A 19536-nucleotide genomic window follows, 5' to 3' on the forward strand; every position below is an offset into this window, starting at 1 on the left:
GGAACTGCGCGACCAGCCCCCACGCGCCCGCACCCGCTACCCCCCACCCCTCTGGGCGCCCGGCCTGAGCAGCGCAGCGACGCGGTACCTTCGTGGACACCAGGCGACAGGGAGAAGTGAACCGTGAGCAAGTTCGTGCGTCCGGCGGCCGAGGGTGCGGACCCGTTCGGGACGGCTCGGCTGCGCCGGGGCGTGCTCGACGCCTGGGCCACCAGTCCGGCCCGGTTCCGTGAGGACGCCAACGCCGAGGAGGATCTCGTCCTCGGCGGCTACCGCGACCGCCTCGTCGTGGAGTTGGCGCAGAACGCCGCCGACGCCGCCGCGCGGGCCAAGGTGCCCGGCCGGCTGCGGCTGACGCTCCGCGACGGCGTCCTCGTCGCCGCCAACACCGGCGCCCCCCTCGACGCGGGCGGCGTCGAGTCGCTGTCCACGCTCCGCGCGTCCGCGAAGCGGGACGCGCAGGGCCACGACGGTGCCGTGGGCCGCTTCGGCGTCGGTTTCGCCGCCGTGCTCGCCGTCACCGACGAGCCCGCCGTCGTCGGGCGGCACGGCGGTATCCGCTGGTCGCTCGCCGAGGCGCGGCTGCTGGCCGCCGAGACCGCCCGGCACAGCCCCGGCCTCGGGGACGAGATCCGCCGCCGGGACGGCCATGTGCCGCTGCTGCGGCTGCCGTTCGCGGCCGAGGGGACGGCCCCGGAGTCGTACGACACCGTCGTCATCCTGCCGCTGCGCGACACCGCCGCCGCCGACCTCGCCGAGCGGCTGCTGCACGCGGTCGACGACGCGCTGCTCCTCGCCCTGCCCGGCCTCGACGAGGTCGTCATCGAGATCGGCGCCGACGAGGTGCGGACGGTGCGCCGGAGCGTGGAGGGGGCGCACGTCGTCGTCGAGGACTCGCGGGACGGGGTCACGCGCTGGCGCACGGCCGCCGAGCACGGGGCGCTCGACGCCGCGCTGCTCGCCGACCGGCCCGTCGAGGAGCGGCTGCGGCCGCACTGGTCCGTCACCTGGGCCGTGCCGACCGGGCCCGACGGTGCGCCGGTACGCCCGCGCACCAGCCCCGTCGTGCACGCGCCCACCCCCAGCGACGAGGCCCTCGGTGTGCCCGCGCTGCTCATCGCCTCCTTCCCCCTGGACACGACCCGGCGGCACGCGGCGCCCGGTCCGCTCACCGACTTCCTGGTGGAGCGGGCGGCGGACGCGTACGCCGGGCTGCTGGCCGCCTGGGAGCCGGTGGCCGAGGGGATCATCGGCCTGGTGCCCGGCCCGCTGGGCAAGGGCGAGCTGGACGGCGCACTGCGCCGGGCGATCCTGGAGCGGCTGCCGCGCACCGCGTTCCTGCCGCGCGCGGTGACGCCGGAGCCCGACGACGAACTGGAGGGCCTGCCCGCCGCCCTGCGCCCCCGGGACGCCGAGGTCGTCGAGGGCGCCGGCGCGGAGACCGTGCGGGTGCTCGCCGACGTCCTGCCGAGCCTGCTGCCCGCCGGGCTCGAACGACGCGCGGAGCTGCGCACGCTGGGCGTCGCGCGCCTGCCGCTGGGGGACGTCATCGACCGGCTCGCGGGCCTGGAGAAGGCGCCCGACTGGTGGCGGCGGCTCTACGACAGCCTCGCGGGCGTGGACCCGGACCGGCTGTCCGGCCTTCCCGTCCCGCTCGCGGACGGGCGGACCACCATCGGGCCGCGGCAGATCCTCCTCCCGGCCCCCGACGGCCCGCAGGCGGCCCGCCCCGAGACCCTGGCCCGTCTCGGGCTGAAGGTCGCCCACCCGGACGCCGCGCATCCGCTGCTGGAGAAGCTGGGCGCCCTGCCCGCGACCCCGCGCGCCGTGCTCACCACCCCGCAGGTCAGGGCCGCCGTCGCCGCGTCCCTGGACGACGACGGCGGGGTCTGGGACGAGGAGGACGGGCGGCCGGACGCCGACGAACTCGCCGACCTCGTCCTCGCCCTGGCCCGGGACGCCGCGCTCGAACCTGGCGACGAACCCTGGCTCGGCGCGCTCGCCCTGCCCGACGAGGACGGCGAACTGGCTCCCGCCGGTGAACTCGTCCTCCCCGGAAGCCCCTTCGCCCGGGTGATGCGCGAGGACGAACTCGCCCTCGTGGACGCCGAACTGGCCGACCGCTGGGGCGAACAGCCCCTGGCGGCCTGCGGAGTCCTCGCCACCTTCGCCCTCGTCCGCGCCACCGACGTCGTCCTCGACCCGGACGAACTGGAGCCGCGCGACGGGGACTTCGCCGAACCCGACGACGCCGGACTGCTGGACGCGGTGGACGTGTGGTCCGAGGACATCCTCGACCGCTTCCCCGACAGCCCCGTGCCGCCGGTGGCGACGGAGATCGTGGCCGTGCGCGACCTGGACCTGGTCGACGAGGACCGCTGGCCGGAGGCGCTCGCGCTGCTCGCGAAGCCGCCGCTGCGCGACGCGCTCGTCCAGCCGGTCCGCGTCCTGCTCCCGGACGGCACGCACGAGGTCGTCCGCCCCTACACGGCCTGGTGGCTGCGCGGTCACCCGGTCCTCGACGGCCGCCGCCCCGCCGGCCTCCTCGCGGCCGGCGGCGACCCGCTGCTGCGCGGCCTGTACGACGAGGCCGATGCCACCGGCTTCGAGGACGAGCAGGTCCTGCGGGCGCTGGGCGTGCGCACCTCGGTGGCCGCGCTGCTGGACGAGCCGGGCGGCGCCGCCGAGCTGCTGGACCGGCTGGCCGACCCGGACCTCCCGGTGTCCGCCGCCCAACTCCACGGTCTGTACGGCGCGCTGGCGGACCTCGACCCCGACCAGGTGACCCTGCCGGACGAGCTGCGCGCGGTGCTGGACGGCGAGGTGACCGTCGTGGACGCGGCCGACGCCGTCGTCGTCGACTCCCCCGACCTGCTGCCCTTCACCGCCGGGACGCCGCTGCTGCCCGTACGGCCGTCGCGGGCCGGGGAGCTGGCCGAGCTGTTCCAGGTACGGCGGCTCAGCGAGTCGGTGACGGGCGAGGTGGACTCCGAGGGCACGGAACACGACGTTCCGGAGGCGGTGCGGGTCCTGCTCGGACCGGCGACGCCCGCCTCGTACGTGGAGCACGAGGAACTGCTCGTCGACGGCGTGGAACTGGACTGGCGCCGCACCCGCGACGGCGTCCTGCACGCCGCCACCCTGGAGGGCGTCGCCGCCGGGCTCGCTTGGGCGGCGGGCCAGTGGCCGCGCCGCTTCGAGGTGGCCGCCCTGCTCGAAGACCCCTCCAGGACGGCGGAACTGGCACGGGACCGCTGGTTCGACTGAGCGGCGGACACACGGTTGAGCGGCGGACACGGTTGAGAGGCGCACACACGATGAGGGCGGACACACGATGACGGCGCGGGTCACGGCAGTGAGCGCGAACGGGACGTACTCCTTCAGCAAGCCGAACCGGACGAGCATCACGCTGCTCACCGGGCTCGGCGTCGAGGGCGACGTCCACGCGGGAAAGACCGTGAAGCACCGGTTCCGTATGACGTACGAGCCGGACGCGCCCAATCTGCGTCAGGTGCACCTCATGCACGAGGAGCTGTTCGACGAGCTGGCCGCGAAGGGCTTCACGGTCGCGGCCGGACAGCTCGGTGAGAACGTCTCCACGCGCGGGGTCGACCTGCTGGGGCTGCCGACGGGCGCGCTGCTGCGTCTCGGCGACGAGGCGGTCGTCGAGGTCACGGGGCTGCGCAACCCGTGCGACCAGATCAACACGTTCCGCAAGGGGCTGCTGAAGGAGGTCTTCGCACTCGACGCCTCGACCGGGGAGTTCACCTTCAAGTCCGGGATCATGGGGGTCGTCCGGCAGGGTGGTGTCGTCCGCCCCGGCGACGGGATCGCCGTGGAGCTTCCCGCCGGGCCGCACCGACCGCTGGAGCGCGTCTAGGGCCCCAGCTTTCGGCCCAGCGGTTTCGCCCGGTTGCGCCGGGGTTGGTGCGGGGCTCACTGTGACCTGGGGCACATTCGCGCCGGATGCGCGAAACTCGTACAACCATTCCCCAGACTCGTGGATCTGATCACCCGAGCCGACGGCTTTCTCAGGAGTCCCGGGAGTCACACGACTCCCGGATCCTGGCCGGCTCGACAGACCTGAACCGGGCCTCGCGCGACGGAACCGTCCGCGAGACCCCTTCCACGTGGGGAATATCTTGCACAAGCGTGCGATCGTGGGTGCCGCCATCGGCGCCCTGGCCCTGTCCGCCTTCGTCGCCCCGGCCGCGCAGGCCGCTCCGACCGCCGGCGACACGACGATCTCCAACGTCGTCGTCAACGGCGGCAAGCCGGTCGTCGTCGGCACCGGCAAGAAGACCGTCACGGTCACCTTCAAGGCGTCGGACAACGCGGGCATCGACCTCGCCAACGTCACCGTCGTCCTGTACCACGGTGCGACCCTGGACACCTCCGACAGCGGTGCTGTGGCCAACGGCAACTCCGACAGCCGCGCCACCTGCACCGAGGTCAGCGCGACGACGGCGTCCTGCAAGGCGAGCTTCACCGTCGAGACGCAGAAGAACCTGATCAACTCCGTCGCCGGCACCTGGAAGGCCTGGATCTTCGCCTGGGCCAACGACGACGACAACGCCAAGAAGGACCCGGCCAAGACCTTCAAGATCCAGCGCCAGACGAAGCTCACCGGCGCCAACGCCTCTCCGGAGCCGGTCAAGAAGGGCAGCACCATCACGGTCACGAGCAAGCTGACCCGCGCCAACTGGGACACCGAGAAGTTCCCGGCGTACGGCGGCCAGTCCGTGAAGCTGCAGTTCAAGAAGAGCGGCACGTCCACCTACACGGACGTCAAGACGGTCAAGTCGTCCTCCACGGGCGCCCTGAAGACCACCGTCAAGGCGTCCGCCGACGGTGCGTACCGCTTCACCTTCGCGGGCAGCTCGGGCACGGCGGCCGTGACGTCGGCGGCCGACGCCATCGACGTCAAGTAAGCGGCGACGTCGAGCAGACAGCGACAGCGAGGGGGTGTCCCGGTTCCGCCGGGGCGCCCCCTCGTCGTGGCGCACGCCGGGCGACCGGCCTTCTCCGTACCGGAGTTCCTTTCCGTAAGGAATGACCCCGACTCCCGTAAGAGTCCGCGGAATTCCGTAAGAGACGTACCAAACGATCCGTATACGTCGTCCAAGAGTGCGTATGGCCGGGGCAAATTCGCGTCGGGGACGAATGCGGGTGCAAGAACGCGTGTTCAGATCGTCCGGGCCAAAAGGCCCTGGATCACTCATTTTCCACGTGGGGAACACATGCGCACCAGAGCCACCGTGGCCGCCGTCGTCGGCGCCCTGGCCCTTTCCGCCCTCGGGATACCGGCCGCGCACGCCGCCGGTTCGACGGCGATGAGCGGCAAGCCGTACACCCTCGACGTCAGCTTCTCGAACTTCAAGATCGCCAAGTCCGTCAAGGTCGGCATCGGCGGCACCGTCGACACGCCGGTCTCGTTCACCCTGAAGCACGGCTCCGGCGTGAACATCACCGCGAAGGACTTCGTCACCGAACCCTTCCTCTACCGGGGCACCTTCGGCGACGAGGACACCCCGCAACTGTTCGGCGACGACTTCGCCACCTGCAAGGTCGCCACGTCGACGACGGCGAGCTGCAAGGGCACCATCACCATCCGGCCGGGCGCCGGCGACCTGCTCAACTCGCAGGCCGGGACCTGGAAGGCGGGCGCCGACGCCATCGCCTTCAACGGCCAGGACCCCTCGAACGACAAGCTCGACTACAGCAAGATCGGCTACAAGGAGCAGGGCGGACTGGCCTCCACCCTCGTGCAGCGGCTCGCGAAGCTCACCGTCAACGCCGGTCCGGAGCCCGTGAAGAAGGGCGGGACCGTCACCGCAACGGGCCGGCTCACCCGCGCCGACTGGCAGAGCCACACCTACAAGCCCTTCGCCAAGCAGCCGGTCAAGCTGCAGTTCCGCAAGGCGGGCAGCAGCACGTACACCACCGTCAGGACCGTGTACTCGGACGCCTCCGGCAACGTGAAGGCCACCGGCACCGCCACGTACGACGGGTACTGGCGCTTCAGCTACGCCGGCGTGACCACGACGGCGCCGGTCGGCGCGACGGCCGACTACGTCGACGTGAAGTAGGCCCCGCGCGGTGACATGACAGGGGACGGGCCGTGCTGCCGCAGGCTGCCGTGCCGACTTCCCGCGCCGTCAGAGGCTCGGGAAGAGCAGCATGAAGAACAGCCACAGCAGCACGGCCCAGAACAGCGCCGCCGCCAGCGACACCAGCAGGGAACTGCGCCACTTCAGCACCAGGAACGGGAAGAGCACCAGGGCCGCCCAGTAACCGGCCACGTCGATCGACATGCCGGCGGCCTCCTTGAGGTCCCTGGCGCGGCCCGTCGCGATGCGGCGCAGCAGCCGCTGGGAGGCGAAGCCGTACAGGCCGAAGACGATGGGGAAGAACCACAGCGGGGTGATCGAGACCAGCTCGGTCTCGGAGAACTCGTCGAACATGACGAAGTAGACGAGACCCGCGCCGAGGAGGCCGCCGATCAGCGCGGTGACGTAGAGCGCGGTCAGCGCCGCCGGTTCGGCGGCTCCGGCGGGCAGCGGCACCGCCGAGGCGTAGGGGACTTCGGCCGCCGGGACCCGGGCCACCTGGTGGCAGTGCGGGCAGCGGACGTCCTGCCCGACCCGGTCGGCCGGGGCCGAGATCAGGTGTCCGCACGGGGCGTGGAACTCCACCGACTGGTACGGGTTCATGCGCTGCTGCTCCCCTCCCTGCGCCGCCTCCCGGTGCCGTGGGTTCCGGTGACGCGACGGCGCGGCCTCGTCGAGGCCGGTCGGAGGAAGAGGACGCCGGGCGGAGTCGTCCGGTTTCCTGCCCACGCGTGCGCCCTGCGGGTCGGGTGCGCCCCCTGATCACGCCCTGATCGCGCCCTACGCGGGGAAGCGGCGGTCCACCCGCCTCCACAGCAACTCCAGCAGGGCCGACGCCCCGGCCGCGACGGCGACCGCGATCCACGGCATGGCCGCCCCGACCAGCCGCAGGGCGAAGAAGTCCTGGAGCGAGGGCACGACGAGGACCACCACGAAGCATCCGCCCATCGCGGCGACCAGGCCCAGGCGCCACCAGGTGTACGGGCGGGCGATGATGGCCAGCACCCACATGGAGATCAGGAAGAGCGTGAGGGTGGCCGCGCTGGTCTCCGCCTCCAACGCGCCCTCGCCCGTGTAGTGATGCCGGGCGATCAGGTACGTGACGAAGGTGGCGACGGCGGCCAGCACACCGCCGGGGATCGAGTACCGCATCACCCGCCGCACGAAGTGGGGCTGAGCGCGCTCCTTGTTGGGGGCCAGGGCGAGGAAGAACGCCGGGACGCCGATCGTCAGGGTCGAGAGCAGGGTCAGATGGCGGGGGAGGAAGGGGTACTCCACCTGCCAGCAGACGACGAGGACGGCGAGGAGCACCGAGTACACCGTCTTGACGAGGAACAGGGTCGCCACCCGGGTGATGTTGCCGATGACCCGGCGGCCCTCCGCGACCACCGACGGCAGTGTGGCGAAGCTGTTGTTCAGCAGGACGATCTGGGCGACGGCCCTGGTCGCCTCCGAGCCGGAGCCCATCGCCACACCGATGTCGGCGTCCTTGAGGGCGAGCACGTCGTTCACGCCGTCGCCGGTCATCGCGACCGTGTGGCCGTGGGACTGCAGTGCGCCGACCATGTCCCGCTTCTGCTGCGGGGTGACCCGGCCGAAGACTGTGCCGGAGTCGAGGGCGTCCGCCATGCCGTCGCGTTCGCCGGGCAGCCGCCGGGCGTCGACGACCTCGCCGGTCAGGCCCAGTTTCCCGGCCACCGCGCCGACCGACACCGCGTTGTCGCCGGAGATGACCTTCGCCCGTACGTTCTGCTCCTCGAAGTAGCGCAGGGTGTCGGCGGCGTCGGGGCGCAGCCGCTGTTCGAGGACGACGAGGGCGGTGGGGCGGGCGTCCCGGGCGACCTCGGGGTCGTCGAGTTCGCGGGTCACCCGGGCCAGCAGCAGGACACGCAGCCCCTGCTCGTTGAGCCGGTCGGTCTCGGTGAGGGCCGGGTCGCCGTCGGGGAGCAGGACGTCGGGGGCGCCCAGCAGCCAGGTGCTGGACTCGCCGTCGCTCTCGCCGAAGGACGCGCCGCTGTACTTGCGGGCCGAGGAGAACGGCAGGGACTCGGTGCAGCGCCAGCCGCCGCTGTCCGGGCAGGCGTCGATGACGGCCCGGAGGGAGGCGTTCGGGCGGGGGTCGGACTCCCCGAGCGCGCCGAGCACCGTGCGGACGTACGCCTCGTCGGCGCCGTTCAGGGGGCGGAGTTCCGTGACGTCCATGCCGCCCTCGGTGAGGGTGCCGGTCTTGTCGAGGCAGACGGTGTCGACGCGGGCCAGGCCCTCTATCGCCGGCAGTTCCTGCACCAGGCACTGCTTGCGGCCGAGACGGATCACCCCGATCGCGAAGGCGACCGAGGTCAGCAGCACCAGGCCCTCGGGGACCATCGGGACGATGCCGCCGACCGTGCGGGCGACGGAGTCCTTGAAGTCGTTCTCCTTCACGATCAGCTGGCTGACGACCAGGCCGATCGCGGTCGGGACCATCATCCAGGTGACGTACTTGAGGATGGTGGAGATGCCGGAGCGCAGTTCGGAGTGGACCAGGGTGAAGCGGCTCGCCTCCTCCGCGAGCTGGGCGGCGTAGGCCTCCCGGCCCACCTTCGTCGCGGTGAAGGCCCCGCCGCCGGCGACCACGAAACTGCCCGACATCACCGGGTCGCCGGGGTGCTTGACGACGGGGTCGGCCTCTCCGGTGAGCAGCGACTCGTCGATCTCCAGCCCGTCGGTCTCGACGCACTCGCCGTCCACGACGATCTTGTCGCCGGGGCCGATCTCGATGAGGTCCCCGAGGACGATCTCGGAGGTCCCGACCGGCGCGGCCACCCCGTCCCGCCGGACCGTGGGCTTCGCCTCGCCGATCACCGCGAGGGAGTCGAGGGTCTTCTTCGCCCGCCACTCCTGGACGATGCCGATGCCGGTGTTGGCCAGGATCACGAAGCCGAACAGGCTGTCCTGGATGGGCGCGACGAACAGCATGATCACCCAGAGGACGCCGATGATCGCGTTGAACCGGGTGAAGACGTTCGCGCGGACGATGTCCACCAGGGAGCGGCTGCTCCGCACGGGTACGTCGTTCACCTCGCCGCGGGCGACCCGGCCGGCCACCTCGGCGGCCGACAGACCACGCGCCCGCCCCGGGTGGGCCGGGACGGGCGTGGGGTGCACAGGATCGAGTTCGGTACCCGCGTCGATGTGCGTCATGCCTTCGACGGTACGTGCGGATTTGGGCCTTCACCCGCCGAGTGGGCCAAAGATCCGACCTGGGGAGGAGGGGCCGGCCGCCCCGTGCTGCCGGGGTCGTACGTGAGGTGTGGGGGTGGGGCCGCGTGGGGGTGCGGGCCGCCGGGTGCCAGGGGGCTGGGGTTCTCGGCTCCGGTGTCGTCACCCGGGGGTATGGCCCGGACGGCTCGGGGTGGCGGGCGCGTCCGTCGTGTTGCCGGGCCGGCGTGTCGTCCGTCGGGTGGGGTGCGTGGGGGCGAGGCTGCCGGGTGTGCGAGGGCTGTCGTGTTCGGCCCCGCTGTCGTCACCCGGGAGCGTCTCCCGGACGGCTCGGGTGGCTTGGGCGTCTGTCGGGCCGCCGGAGGCGTACGTTTCCCGCCGCGGGGCGCCGCGCCGGGGCTGCCGACCAGCCGGCCCCCGGGGCTGCCGCCCCGGCCCCGGCCCCGGCCCGGCTCAGCGGGTGGTGGGCCGTGCGGGCACGTCGTTGCTCAGCCAGTAGTGGGCCGCGCGGTCGCGCCGTTGCTCAGCCGGTGGTGGGACGTGCGGGCACGTCGTTGCTCAGCCAGTAGTGGGCCGTGCGGGCACGCCGTCGCTCAGCCGGTGGTGGGCCGCGCGGTCACGTCGTCGTCCTCGGACTCGGCCGCCCGGCTCCCGGCCGCCTCGGGTCCGGTCTTCGTGGACTCCGCCGTCTCGGGTCCCGCCGTCTCGGGGCCCGCAGTCTCGGGTCCCGCCGCCCCGGGCGCGGTCGTCCCAGGTCCGGCGGTCTCCTCCTCGGCCGTCCGCGCCGCGTCCCGCTTGATCGCCGCGTCCCGTCGGCGGACGTAGTAGATGCCGATGAACCCCAGGCCGCCGCCCGCGAGGCATGTCCAGATCCACCAGGTGTGCCCGTGGTCCTCGTGCCAGCCGTAGAAGGGGAGCTGGACGACGAAGAGGACGAGCCACAGGATCGTGCCGCCGATGATGGTCGGCACGATGGGCCCCTCCAGGGGCGCCGGTGCCTCGTGCTTGGGGGTCCACTTCGCCATGGGGCACAGCTTACGAGGCGGACGGGTCTACGCGCGGAGATGGCGAGAGCTGAATTATATGTTCATACTGAAACGGTTTCTGTCTGACCGCTTCTGTTCGTAGAAAACTCCAACAGCGCTGGACTGCCTGTTGGGGATGAGGTTCCGCATGTCCCCGCAGAGCAGCACCCTCGGCGTGTTCGACCGCCATTTCCGGATCACCGAGCGCGGCAGCACGCTGTCACGCGAGATCCGGGGCGGTTTCGCCACCTTCTTCGCGATGGCGTACATCATCGTGCTGAACCCGATCATCCTGAGCAGCGCGAAGGACATGTACGGCCATCAGCTGGACTACGGCCAGCTGGTCACCGCGACCGCCGTCACCGCCGCCTTCACCACGCTCCTCATGGGTGTCATCGGCAACGTGCCGATCGCCCTGGCGGCGGGCCTCGGCGTGAACACGGTCGTCGCGCTGCAGCTCGCGCCGCGCATGTCGTGGCCGGACGCGATGGGCATGGTCGTCCTGGCCGGGTTCGTCGTGATGCTGCTGGTGGCGACGGGGCTGCGGGAGCGGGTCATGAACGCCGTGCCGCTGGGCCTGCGCAAGGGCATCTCCATCGGTATCGGTCTGTTCATCATGCTGATCGGGCTGGTCGACTCCGGTTTCGTCACCCGTATCCCGGACGCCGCCCACACGACCGTGCCGCTCCAGCTGGGTGCCACCGGGCACCTCGACGGCTGGCCGGTGCTGGTCTTCGTCCTCGGCGCGCTGCTGACGCTCGCGCTGATCGTCCGCAAGGTGCCGGGCGCGATCCTGATCTCGATCGTCGCGATGACGCTGCTCGCGGTCGTCGTCCAGGCCGCCGCCGACCTGCCCGAGGGCGCCTGGGGGCTGACGACGCCGAAGTGGCCCGGCAACCCGGTCGCGAGCCCCGACTTCGGACTCATCGGCCAGGTCAGCCTCTTCGGGGGGTTCTCGAAGGTCGGCGTGCTGACCGGTGTCCTCTTCGTCTTCACGGTCCTGCTGTCGTGCTTCTTCGACGCGATGGGCACGATCATGGGCGTCGGCGACGAGGCCCGGCTGACCGACGCGGACGGCCAGCTGCCCGGCATCAACAAGGTGCTCTTCGTCGACGGCATCGCCGTGGCCGCCGGTGGAGCCAGCTCCTCGTCCGCCACGACCTGTTTCGTGGAGTCGACGGCCGGTGTGGGGGAGGGGGCGCGCACCGGGTTCGCGAACCTGGTCACCGGTGCGCTGTTCGCCGCCGCGCTGTTCCTGACCCCCGTCGCCACGATGGTGCCCTCCCAGGCGGCCACCCCGGCGCTGCTCGCGGTCGGGTTCCTGATCCTCGCGAACTCGGTCCGCGAGATCGACTGGGCCGACTACACCATCGCGATCCCGGCCTTCGTGACGATGGTGATGATGCCGTTCACCTACTCGATCACCAACGGCATCGGCATGGGCTTCATCACCTTCGTCGTACTCCGCCTGGCCGCCGGCCGTGGACGCGAGGTCCCGGTGGCGATGTACGTGGTGGCGGCGGTCTTCGGGTTCTACTACCTGATGCCGGCGCTGGGGCTGACGTGAGCAGTGCCCGGCCGCCTCACCTCACCCCGTAGAACTTCTCCGTCTCCTCCACGGCGGTCTGGAACCGCTCGTCGAAGTCGTCCCGGATGAGCGTCCCGATCACATAGTCCTGGACGCTCATTCCCCTTTTCGCCGCGTGGGTCCGGAGCCGGTCGAGCAGCTCCTCGTCTATCCGCAGGCTGAGCACAGTGGTCCCCATGTGTACAAGAGTCGTGTATCCATCGCCCCTGGTGTCACGTTCCGCTTACTAGTCACTCATATGAGTGACGCTGGGCCCTGAACGGGCATGAGTGGTGGGCCTCACGGGCACGGCTGTGGAGTTCCGGTGGTCTTTAGCGAGAGTAATGAGTTACGCTAAAGAACATGCCTGACCTGAACCATGGCGACGACGAGGCCGCTGTGAACGCCCTCCGTTCCGCCGTGATGCGCCTGTCCCGTCGGCTCAAGCACCAGCGGGTCGACGAGTCGCTGAGCCCGACCGAGATGTCGGTACTCGGCACCCTCGCCCGCTGCGGCACGGCCACCCCCGGTGAGCTGGCCCGCAAGGAGCATGTGCAGCCGCCGTCGATGACCCGGATCGTCGCCCTGCTGGAGAGCAAGGGCCTCGTGAAGCTGGAGCCGCACCCCGAGGACCGGCGGCAGAAGGTGGTCACCCAGACCGAGCGGGCCGAGGCGATGCTGGAGGAGAGCCGCCGCAAGCGCAACGCGTTCCTCTCCTCCCTGGTCGAGGGCCTCGACGAGGACGAATGGGAGAAGCTGCGTGCGGCCGCGCCGGTCCTGGAGAAGCTCGCCCACCTCTGACCCGCCGCCCGGCCACCGGGCGCGCCTCGGCCGGGATCGCACGCCCGCCCGGCCACCGGTGCGCCCCTGACGACAGCCCGCGCGCCTCCGGGGCGCGGGCATGGGCGGGCCAGGGAACCAGCGGGCACAAGTGAGACAGAAGTGCACGGAACCACCCGGAAGAGGGCGCAAGAAGACAGAACAGACAGAACAGGAGTCGTGAGGCCGACGCAACCGCACGACACGCACGCGTTCCACCCCAAGGAGGCGAACCCTTTGAGTACGGGCCCCGGAGCAGCTTCCGTCCCCGCGCCACCGACCCCCCACACCACCCCGCCCCCGCACGAGGTGCGGGAAGCCCCGCCGGATACCGCCGGCCCGCAGACCTCCCCACCCGCCACCGCCCCGGCCGCCCCGCAGGTCCCCGCTCCCCGTGAGCGCGCGTCCATGTTCCGGTCGCTGCGGGTGCGCAACTACCGGCTGTTCTTCGTCGGACAGGTCGTCTCGAACGTCGGCACCTGGATGCAGCGGATCGCCCAGGACTGGCTGGTGCTGAGCCTGGCCGGCTCGTCCACGGCCGTCGGTGTGACGATGGCACTGCAGTTCCTGCCGATGCTGCTGTTCGGGCTGTACGGCGGTGTGCTGGTCGACCGGTTCCCCAAGCGGCGGCTGCTGTTCCTGACCCAGACGTCGATGGCGGTCACCGGACTCGCGCTCGCCGCGCTGACGCTGTCCGGCCAGGTCCAGGTGTGGCACGTGTACGTGGCCGCCTTCGCCGTGGGCATGGCCACCGTGGTCGACAACCCGGCCCGGCAGTCGTTCGTGTCGGAGCTGGTCGGACCGGACCAGCTGCAGAACGCGGTCAGCCTCAACTCGGCGAACTTCCAGTCGGCCCGCCTGGTCGGCCCCGCCGTCGCCGGCGTGATGATCACCACCGTCGGCTCGGGATGGGCCTTCCTCTTCAACGGCCTCTCCTTCGTCGCCCCCATCGCCGGCCTGCTGCTGATGCGCACCCGCGAGCTGCACCCCGTCCGCCGTGCGCCCCGAGCCAAGGGCCAGCTCCGCGAGGGGCTGCGCTATGTGGCCGGCCGCCCCGAGCTGCTCTGGCCCATCGTGCTGGTCGGCTTCATCGGCACCTTCGGCTTCAACTTCCCCGTCTGGCTGTCGGCGTACGCGGACGACGTGTTCCACTCGGGCGCCGGCTCGTACAGCCTCTTCAACACCCTCATGGCGGTCGGCTCGGTCGCCGGCGCCCTGCTCGCCGCCCGCCGCGGCACCGCCCGGCTGCGGGTGCTGATCGGGGGCGCCCTCGCCTTCGGCCTGCTGGAGATCGTGGCCGCGCTGGCACCGGCGTACTGGATGTTCGCGCTGCTCATGGTGCCGATCGGGATGTTCGGGCTGACGGTGAACGTCACCACCAACACGGCGATCCAGATGAACACCGACCCCGTCATGCGCGGCCGTGTCATGGCCCTCTACATGATGGTCTTCCTCGGCGGCACCCCGCTGGGCGCGCCGGTCGCCGGCTGGGCCACCGACGCGTACGGCGCCCGCGCGGGCTTCGTCGCCGGAGGTGCCGTCTCCACCGTCGCCGCCGTCGCCGTGGGCCTGGTCCTGGTCAGGGCCGGCGGACTGCGGCTGTCGATGGGGTGGAACCGCGGTCATCCGAGGATGCGGGTCGTCCCCAAGGAGCGGGCCGTTCCCGTGACGACGGCGGCGTAGACCTGCGAAGGTGGCCCCCATGAGTGCCACGCGTACCGTGCGGCTGTTCGCCGCCGTGCTGCCGCCCGCCGACGTCGTCGACGAACTCGGATCTCTGGTCGGGGAGTTGAAGGGGCGCGCCGGGGCGGACCGGTTGCGCTGGACCGAACCGCCCGGCTGGCACTACACCCTCGCCTTCTACGGGGAGGTCGAGGAGGACGTCGCGGAGGAGCTGTCCCGCCGCCTGGAGCGGGCCGCGCGGCGGAGCGAGCCGTTCGCGCTGGCGGTGCGCGGCGGCGGGCAGTTCGGGCACGGGCGGGCGCTGTGGGCGGGCGCCGAGGGGGACCTCGACGCGCTCCGGCTGCTGGCCGACCGCGCGGAGGCGGCGGCGCGCAGGGCCGGGGTGCCGATGGGGGAGCACCGCCGGTACACGCCCCATCTGACCGTGGCCCGCAGCCGGAGCGACGTCGACGTACGCCCGTACGTCGACGTCCTCGGCACCTTCGCCGGGCGGACGTGGACGGTGGCCGACCTCGTCCTGGTGCGCAGCAACCTGCCGACGTCCGGGCTGCCGGGGGAGCAGCCCCGGTACGAGGCGGTGGGGCGCTGGCCGCTCGGGGCGGCCGGATGACCGTTCGGGCCGCCGGTTAGGCTCGGGGGGTGGACCCGAAGACCCGTAACCGGATCATGGCCGGTGTGCTTGTGCTGATGTTCGCGGTGGTCGCTCTCGCGGCGGCGCTCGGCAGATGAGCGCCGGGCTTCGCTGACGGTCCGTGCCGTGACGGTCCGTTCCGTGACGTTCCGTTCCGTGACCGTCCGTTCCGTGACGGTCCGTTTCCGCGGCCTTCTCTTGTGGTGGGCGCCCGACTCGGTGGCCGTCGGTTCCGGTGGCCGTCGGGGAACCGCGGACCGTCCTCACCCCTGCCCTGTCGTGCGGGCCGGTCGCGCGGTTCCCCGTGCCCTTACGGGCGGCGGCCGGTGGTCACCAGGCGAAGGCCTCCGGGGACGGGCCGGGGCCCGGGAAGATCTCGTCCAGCGACGCCAGCAGCTCCTCGCTCAGCTCCAGCTCGCTCGCGCGGATCGCCGACCGGAGCTGCTCGGCCGTACGGGGACCGACGATCGGGCCCGTGATGCCCGGCCGGGTGAGCAGCCAGGCCAGGGCGGCCTCGCCGGGTTCGACGCCGTGCTTGTCGAGGAGGTCCTCGTACGCCTGGACCTGGCCGCGCACGGCCGGGTCGGTGAGGGCGTCGGCGCTGCGGCCGGAGGTGCGGCGGCCCTGCGTGGCCTCCTTCTTGATGACCCCGCCGAGCAGTCCGCCGTGCAGCGGCGACCAGGGGATGACCCCGAGCCCGTACTCCTGGGCGGCCGGGATGACCTCCATCTCGGCGCGGCGCTCGGCGAGGTTGTAGAGGCACTGCTCGCTGACGAGACCGATCGTGCCGCCGCGGCGGGCGGCCGTCTCGTTCGCCTGGGCGATCTTGTAGCCGGGGAAGTTGGACGAGCCGGCGTACAGGATCTTGCCCTGCTGCACGAGCACGTCGACGGCCTGCCAGATCTCGTCGAACGGGGTGGCCCGGTCGACGTGGTGGAACTGGTAGACGTCGATGTGGTCCGTGCGCAGCCGCTTGAGGCTGGCGTCGACGGCCCGCCGGATGTTCAGCGCGGAGAGCTTGTCGTGGTTGGGCCAGGAGTCGGCGGAGGCCGCCATGTTGCCGTAGACCTTGGTGGCGAGGACGACCTTGTCGCGGCGGTCGCCGCCCTTCGCGAACCAGTTGCCGATGATGCTCTCGGTACGGCCCTTGTTCTCGCCCCAGCCGTACACGTTCGCCGTGTCGAAGAAGTTGATGCCCGCGTCCAGCGCGGCGTCCATGATCGCGTGACTGTCCGCTTCGTCCGTCTGCGGACCGAAGTTCATCGTGCCGAGGACCAGCCGGCTGACCTTGAGACCTGTGCGTCCGAGCTGTGTGTACTTCATGACCGTCCAGCCAAAACGGTGGAGTGCGCTCTAGGCAAGGGGGACGTGCGGGACGGGGTCCACGACCCGCTAGGCCCGTCGCGGACGTGCCGGGGCGAACAGGAGCAGAGGGGTCGCCAGGAGGAGGAGGCCGCCGACGGCGATCGCGGTGCGGGGGCCGGTGAGGGCGGCGAGGAGGCCCCAGAGGGCGGTCGTGGCGGCGGTGATGAGTTTGCCGGTGACGGACCAGGCGGTCAGCACGCGGGCGACGCGGTCCGAGGGGGTCCGGGTGAGGCGCTGGGTGGCGAGCACGGGGGTGAACACGCTGATGCAGGTGATCAGACCGAACTCGGTGATCATGACGAGGGCGAGACCCGCCGGGCCGCTGCCGACGAAGGCCAGGCCCAGCGGCCAGCATGCCCGCAGGGTTCCGGCGACCCGCAGGACCCGGTCGGTGCCGTGCCGGGCGACCAGCCGGGGGGAGAGACGGGAGCCGATCAGCCCACCGAGGCAGGGGACGGCGAAGGCGAGGCCGTACTGCCAGGGGGCGAAGCCGAGTTCACCGATCATGAGGATCAGCAGCAGCGGGGCGGGCGCCATGATCAGCGCGTTGACCAGGACGGTGTTGGTGAACAGGGGGCGCAGGACGGGATCGGCGAGGAGGAACCGCCAGCCGTCGAGGAGATCGGTGGGGCGCAGACGGGGGGCGGGGGTGCGCTTCGGGGTGGGTGCGACGGGCTCCCGGAGCGGCTCGGACGCCGTGGGCTCGGCGACCTCGGCGGGCACGACCGCCTGCGCGGGCGCTGCGGGTGTTGCGGGTGCCGGGGGTACGACGGTCTGCGAGGGCGCTGCGGGTTCTGAGGGTGCCGCGGATACGACGGTCTGTGCGGGCGCTGCGGGCGCCGTGGGCGCGACGGCGTGTGCGGGCTGTGCGGTGCCTGCCGGGCGCGGTTCCCTGCCGCTTACGTCGCCGACGTCGCCGATCGCCCGGATGCCCGCCGCCGAGAGCAGATAGCTGCCGGCGTCGATCAGCAGCGTGACGACCGGGCCGAAGAGACCCATCGCGGCGCCGCCGAGCGGCGGGCCGAGCATCGTGGTCGTCCAGGTCGTGGCCTCGAAGCGGCCGTTGGCGGCCACGAGGTGCTCCGCGGGGACCAGGGACTTCAGAAAGGCGCCGCTCGCCGCCGTGAAGGTGATGTCGGCCACGGCGACGACCACGGAGACCAGGAGGAGCTGGGAGAAGGTGAGCAGGCCGAGGGCGTAGGCGGCCGGGACGGTCAGCAGGGCCGCGCAGCGGACCAGGTCCATCGCCGTCATCACCGGGCGCTTGCGGCGGAACTCCACCCAGGGGCCGAGCGGCACGGCCACCGCCGCGCCCACCGCGAGGCCGACTGCCGCCAGCGCGGACACCTGCGCCGGGCCGACGTGCAGGACCAGCACCGCGATCAGGGGGAACGCGTCGAACGACAGCCGCGTACCGAACGCGCTGACCGTGTACGCCGTCCACAACCACCGGAACTCCCGTCCCAGCCCGCCGCCCCGCGCCATCCACCCGCCCCGCATCCGTCGCCGCCTCCGACCGGGACATCCAAGCGAGTGGGCCGCGGCCGGGCAAGTGCGGACGGCGGGGCCGGGAGACCGCGGGTGAGGGCGTCAGCCCCGGGGGAGATCGGCGGTCGGCAGGACCAGGCCGAGGAGGGTGGTGGTCATGTCGACGTCGCCGCCGTAGGTGACCGACAGGTCGTTGATGTAGTCGCCGTCCTTGGGCTGGGTGAACAGACGGCAGGTGCCCGTGTACGGGTCGGCGATCAGGTAGACGGGGACCTCGGCCAGTGCGTACGCGGTCTTCTTGGGGCCGTAGTCGTTCCTGGCGGTGTCCTTGGAGATGACCTCGGCGATGAACTCGACGTCCTCGTGACGCCAGCGGCCGTGGGAGTCCTTCTCGGCGTCGTCACGCAGCTTCGCCACGTCGGGGGCGAGGCCGTTCAGCTGGCCGGGGAAGTCGATGCGGACGTCCGAGAACACCGTCGTCTCCCGCCCGAAGTGATCCTCCAGCGCCCAGATGATCTTGCGAATCGTCTGCCAGTGGATGTCCCGCTGCGGCGACATGTAGATGGTCCCCTCGACGATCTCGACCTTGTATCCCTCGGGGACGGGCATCTTCTCGAGCCGCTCGAACATCTCGTCCAGCTGTCGCGTGTTGTCGCTCTCGGCCATCGCGATCCTGTCTTCAAGGACGGTCATCGTGGCGCTCCTCCCCGGCCGCCCCTCGATCGAGGACGGCCGCGCAGTACAACGATACGTACGGTGACGAGGGCACGACCGATGAAAGGGACGCGGAGGCTATACCTCCTCGTACGGTCCCCCCAGGTCCCACGCCTCGTGCATCGCGTTCGCGAAGGTGGCCGCGATCTTGTGTTCGCCGGAGGTGTTGGGGTGGGTGCCGTCGTAGGTGTCCCAGTGGATGTCGTACGACGGAGGTGGGGAGGCCAGGAGGAGGGGGGAGCGGGGTTCGTCGAGGTCGGCTGCCGTCTTGGCGAGGAGTTCGTTGAAGCGGGCGACCTGGGCGGCGAAGGGGGCGTCGGACTCGGCGCGGACGTTGGGGGTGACCGGGAGGAGGACCATGCGGACGTGCGGGTTCGCCTCGCGGGCGGCCTCGACGAAACGGCGGGTGTTCTCGGCGGTCTGCTCGGCGTTGGTGTAGAAGCCGAGGTCGATGAGGCCGAGGGAGACGAGCAGGACGTCCGCCCGGTGGGAGCGGACCGCGTCGGCGATCAGCGGGGCCATGTGCAGCCAGCCCTCGCCCCAGCCGGCGAGGTGGGCGCGGGGGAAACGGGGGTCGATCCCGGCGTACTCGTAGGAGGTGGGGGCGTCCGTCGCCTTGTCGTGGAGCGTCTCGCGCGGTCCGACGATCTTGAAGGGGCCGTCGTACGTCGTGCGCAGGTGCTGCCAGAGCCGGTAACGCCACGTGTGTTCGCCCGCGCTCCCGATCGTCATGGAGTCGCCTACGGGCATGAACCTGAGCATCCGCACATCATGAACGATCGCTACCGACCGGTACGACCTCTCGACGCAGAACACCCCTGTGAACCCCGCCACGTGGGCCCCTCCTCCAGGGGCGCGGGGAACTGCGCGAGAAGCCCCACCGACCCGCACCCGCCCACTCACCCACCCCCCACGGCGCTCCCCCACCCCACC

The 19536-nt window shown here is 71.7% G+C and carries 16 protein-coding genes; 8 read left to right on the forward strand and 8 right to left on the reverse strand.

From position 1 onward, the window contains the following. Positions 1–123: 123 nt before the first annotated feature. The 4 genes from SCAB_RS24285 to SCAB_RS24300 all read left to right on the forward strand — a co-directional run bounded on the left by SCAB_RS24285 (position 124) and on the right by SCAB_RS24300 (position 6089). Positions 124–3267 carry a sacsin N-terminal ATP-binding-like domain-containing protein gene (locus SCAB_RS24285; RefSeq protein WP_013002712.1) on the forward strand — a complete coding sequence of 1048 codons (3144 nt, stop codon included), beginning with the start codon at positions 124–126 and terminating at the stop codon, positions 3265–3267. Between the two features lie 67 nt (positions 3268–3334). Beyond that, positions 3335–3880, forward strand: a complete 546-nt coding sequence (locus tag SCAB_RS24290) for an MOSC domain-containing protein (RefSeq protein ID WP_037722784.1) — start codon at positions 3335–3337, stop codon at positions 3878–3880. A gap of 262 nt (positions 3881–4142) precedes the next feature. Beyond that, on the forward strand, positions 4143–4931 hold the full coding sequence (locus SCAB_RS24295) for a hypothetical protein (protein WP_037722782.1): 789 nt from the start codon (positions 4143–4145) through the stop codon (positions 4929–4931). A 309-nt stretch (positions 4932–5240) separates the two neighbouring features. Next, complete coding sequence (locus SCAB_RS24300) at positions 5241–6089, forward strand: hypothetical protein (protein WP_013002715.1); 849 nt, start codon at positions 5241–5243, stop codon at positions 6087–6089. A gap of 69 nt (positions 6090–6158) precedes the next feature. Here the strand turns inward: SCAB_RS24300 and SCAB_RS24305 are convergent, their stop codons facing one another. From SCAB_RS24305 to SCAB_RS48635, 3 genes are all read right to left on the reverse strand, one after another. Then, positions 6159–6713, reverse strand: a complete 555-nt coding sequence (locus SCAB_RS24305) for a hypothetical protein (RefSeq protein ID WP_106437298.1) — start codon at positions 6711–6713, stop codon at positions 6159–6161. A 177-nt stretch (positions 6714–6890) separates the two neighbouring features. Then, positions 6891–9293, reverse strand: coding sequence for an HAD-IC family P-type ATPase (locus tag SCAB_RS24310; RefSeq protein WP_013002717.1), 2403 nt, complete (start codon positions 9291–9293; stop codon positions 6891–6893). Between the two features lie 611 nt (positions 9294–9904). Continuing rightward, positions 9905–10336: a DUF2530 domain-containing protein gene (locus SCAB_RS48635; protein ID WP_013002718.1), complete on the reverse strand. Its 432-nt coding sequence runs from the start codon at positions 10334–10336 to the stop codon at positions 9905–9907. A gap of 148 nt (positions 10337–10484) precedes the next feature. On the opposite strand from SCAB_RS48635, the gene SCAB_RS24325 reads away from it, so the two are divergent. Next, positions 10485–11903 carry an NCS2 family permease gene (locus SCAB_RS24325; protein ID WP_013002719.1) on the forward strand — a complete coding sequence of 473 codons (1419 nt, stop codon included), beginning with the start codon at positions 10485–10487 and terminating at the stop codon, positions 11901–11903. A 16-nt stretch (positions 11904–11919) separates the two neighbouring features. Here the strand turns inward: SCAB_RS24325 and SCAB_RS24330 are convergent, their stop codons facing one another. After that, positions 11920–12102 (reverse strand): ribbon-helix-helix protein, CopG family, encoded by a 183-nt coding sequence (locus tag SCAB_RS24330; protein ID WP_013002720.1) that lies wholly within the window; start codon positions 12100–12102, stop codon positions 11920–11922. A gap of 164 nt (positions 12103–12266) precedes the next feature. On the opposite strand from SCAB_RS24330, the gene SCAB_RS24335 reads away from it, so the two are divergent. The 3 genes from SCAB_RS24335 to thpR all read left to right on the forward strand — a co-directional run bounded on the left by SCAB_RS24335 (position 12267) and on the right by thpR (position 15015). Continuing rightward, positions 12267–12704 carry a MarR family winged helix-turn-helix transcriptional regulator gene (locus SCAB_RS24335; protein ID WP_013002721.1) on the forward strand — a complete coding sequence of 146 codons (438 nt, stop codon included), beginning with the start codon at positions 12267–12269 and terminating at the stop codon, positions 12702–12704. Between the two features lie 255 nt (positions 12705–12959). Further along, positions 12960–14405, forward strand: a complete 1446-nt coding sequence (locus tag SCAB_RS24340) for an MFS transporter (RefSeq protein ID WP_173402902.1) — start codon at positions 12960–12962, stop codon at positions 14403–14405. A 19-nt stretch (positions 14406–14424) separates the two neighbouring features. After that, positions 14425–15015: an RNA 2',3'-cyclic phosphodiesterase gene (thpR, locus tag SCAB_RS24345; protein WP_173402903.1), complete on the forward strand. Its 591-nt coding sequence runs from the start codon at positions 14425–14427 to the stop codon at positions 15013–15015. Between the two features lie 351 nt (positions 15016–15366). Here the strand turns inward: thpR and SCAB_RS24350 are convergent, their stop codons facing one another. The 4 genes from SCAB_RS24350 to SCAB_RS24365 form a co-directional block, all read right to left on the reverse strand. Next, positions 15367–16359: an aldo/keto reductase gene (locus SCAB_RS24350; RefSeq protein WP_013002724.1), complete on the reverse strand. Its 993-nt coding sequence runs from the start codon at positions 16357–16359 to the stop codon at positions 15367–15369. A 69-nt stretch (positions 16360–16428) separates the two neighbouring features. Then, positions 16429–17886: an MFS transporter gene (locus tag SCAB_RS24355; RefSeq protein WP_013002725.1), complete on the reverse strand. Its 1458-nt coding sequence runs from the start codon at positions 17884–17886 to the stop codon at positions 16429–16431. 105 nt (positions 17887–17991) lie between these two features. Continuing rightward, positions 17992–18582 carry a Uma2 family endonuclease gene (locus SCAB_RS24360; protein ID WP_013002726.1) on the reverse strand — a complete coding sequence of 197 codons (591 nt, stop codon included), beginning with the start codon at positions 18580–18582 and terminating at the stop codon, positions 17992–17994. Between the two features lie 99 nt (positions 18583–18681). Continuing rightward, positions 18682–19365 (reverse strand): GDSL-type esterase/lipase family protein, encoded by a 684-nt coding sequence (locus SCAB_RS24365; RefSeq protein ID WP_037722768.1) that lies wholly within the window; start codon positions 19363–19365, stop codon positions 18682–18684. Between the last annotated feature and the right edge of the window lie 171 nt (positions 19366–19536).

The sequence above is a fragment of the Streptomyces scabiei 87.22 genome (assembly GCF_000091305.1).
Lineage (GTDB): Bacteria > Actinomycetota > Actinomycetes > Streptomycetales > Streptomycetaceae > Streptomyces > Streptomyces scabiei.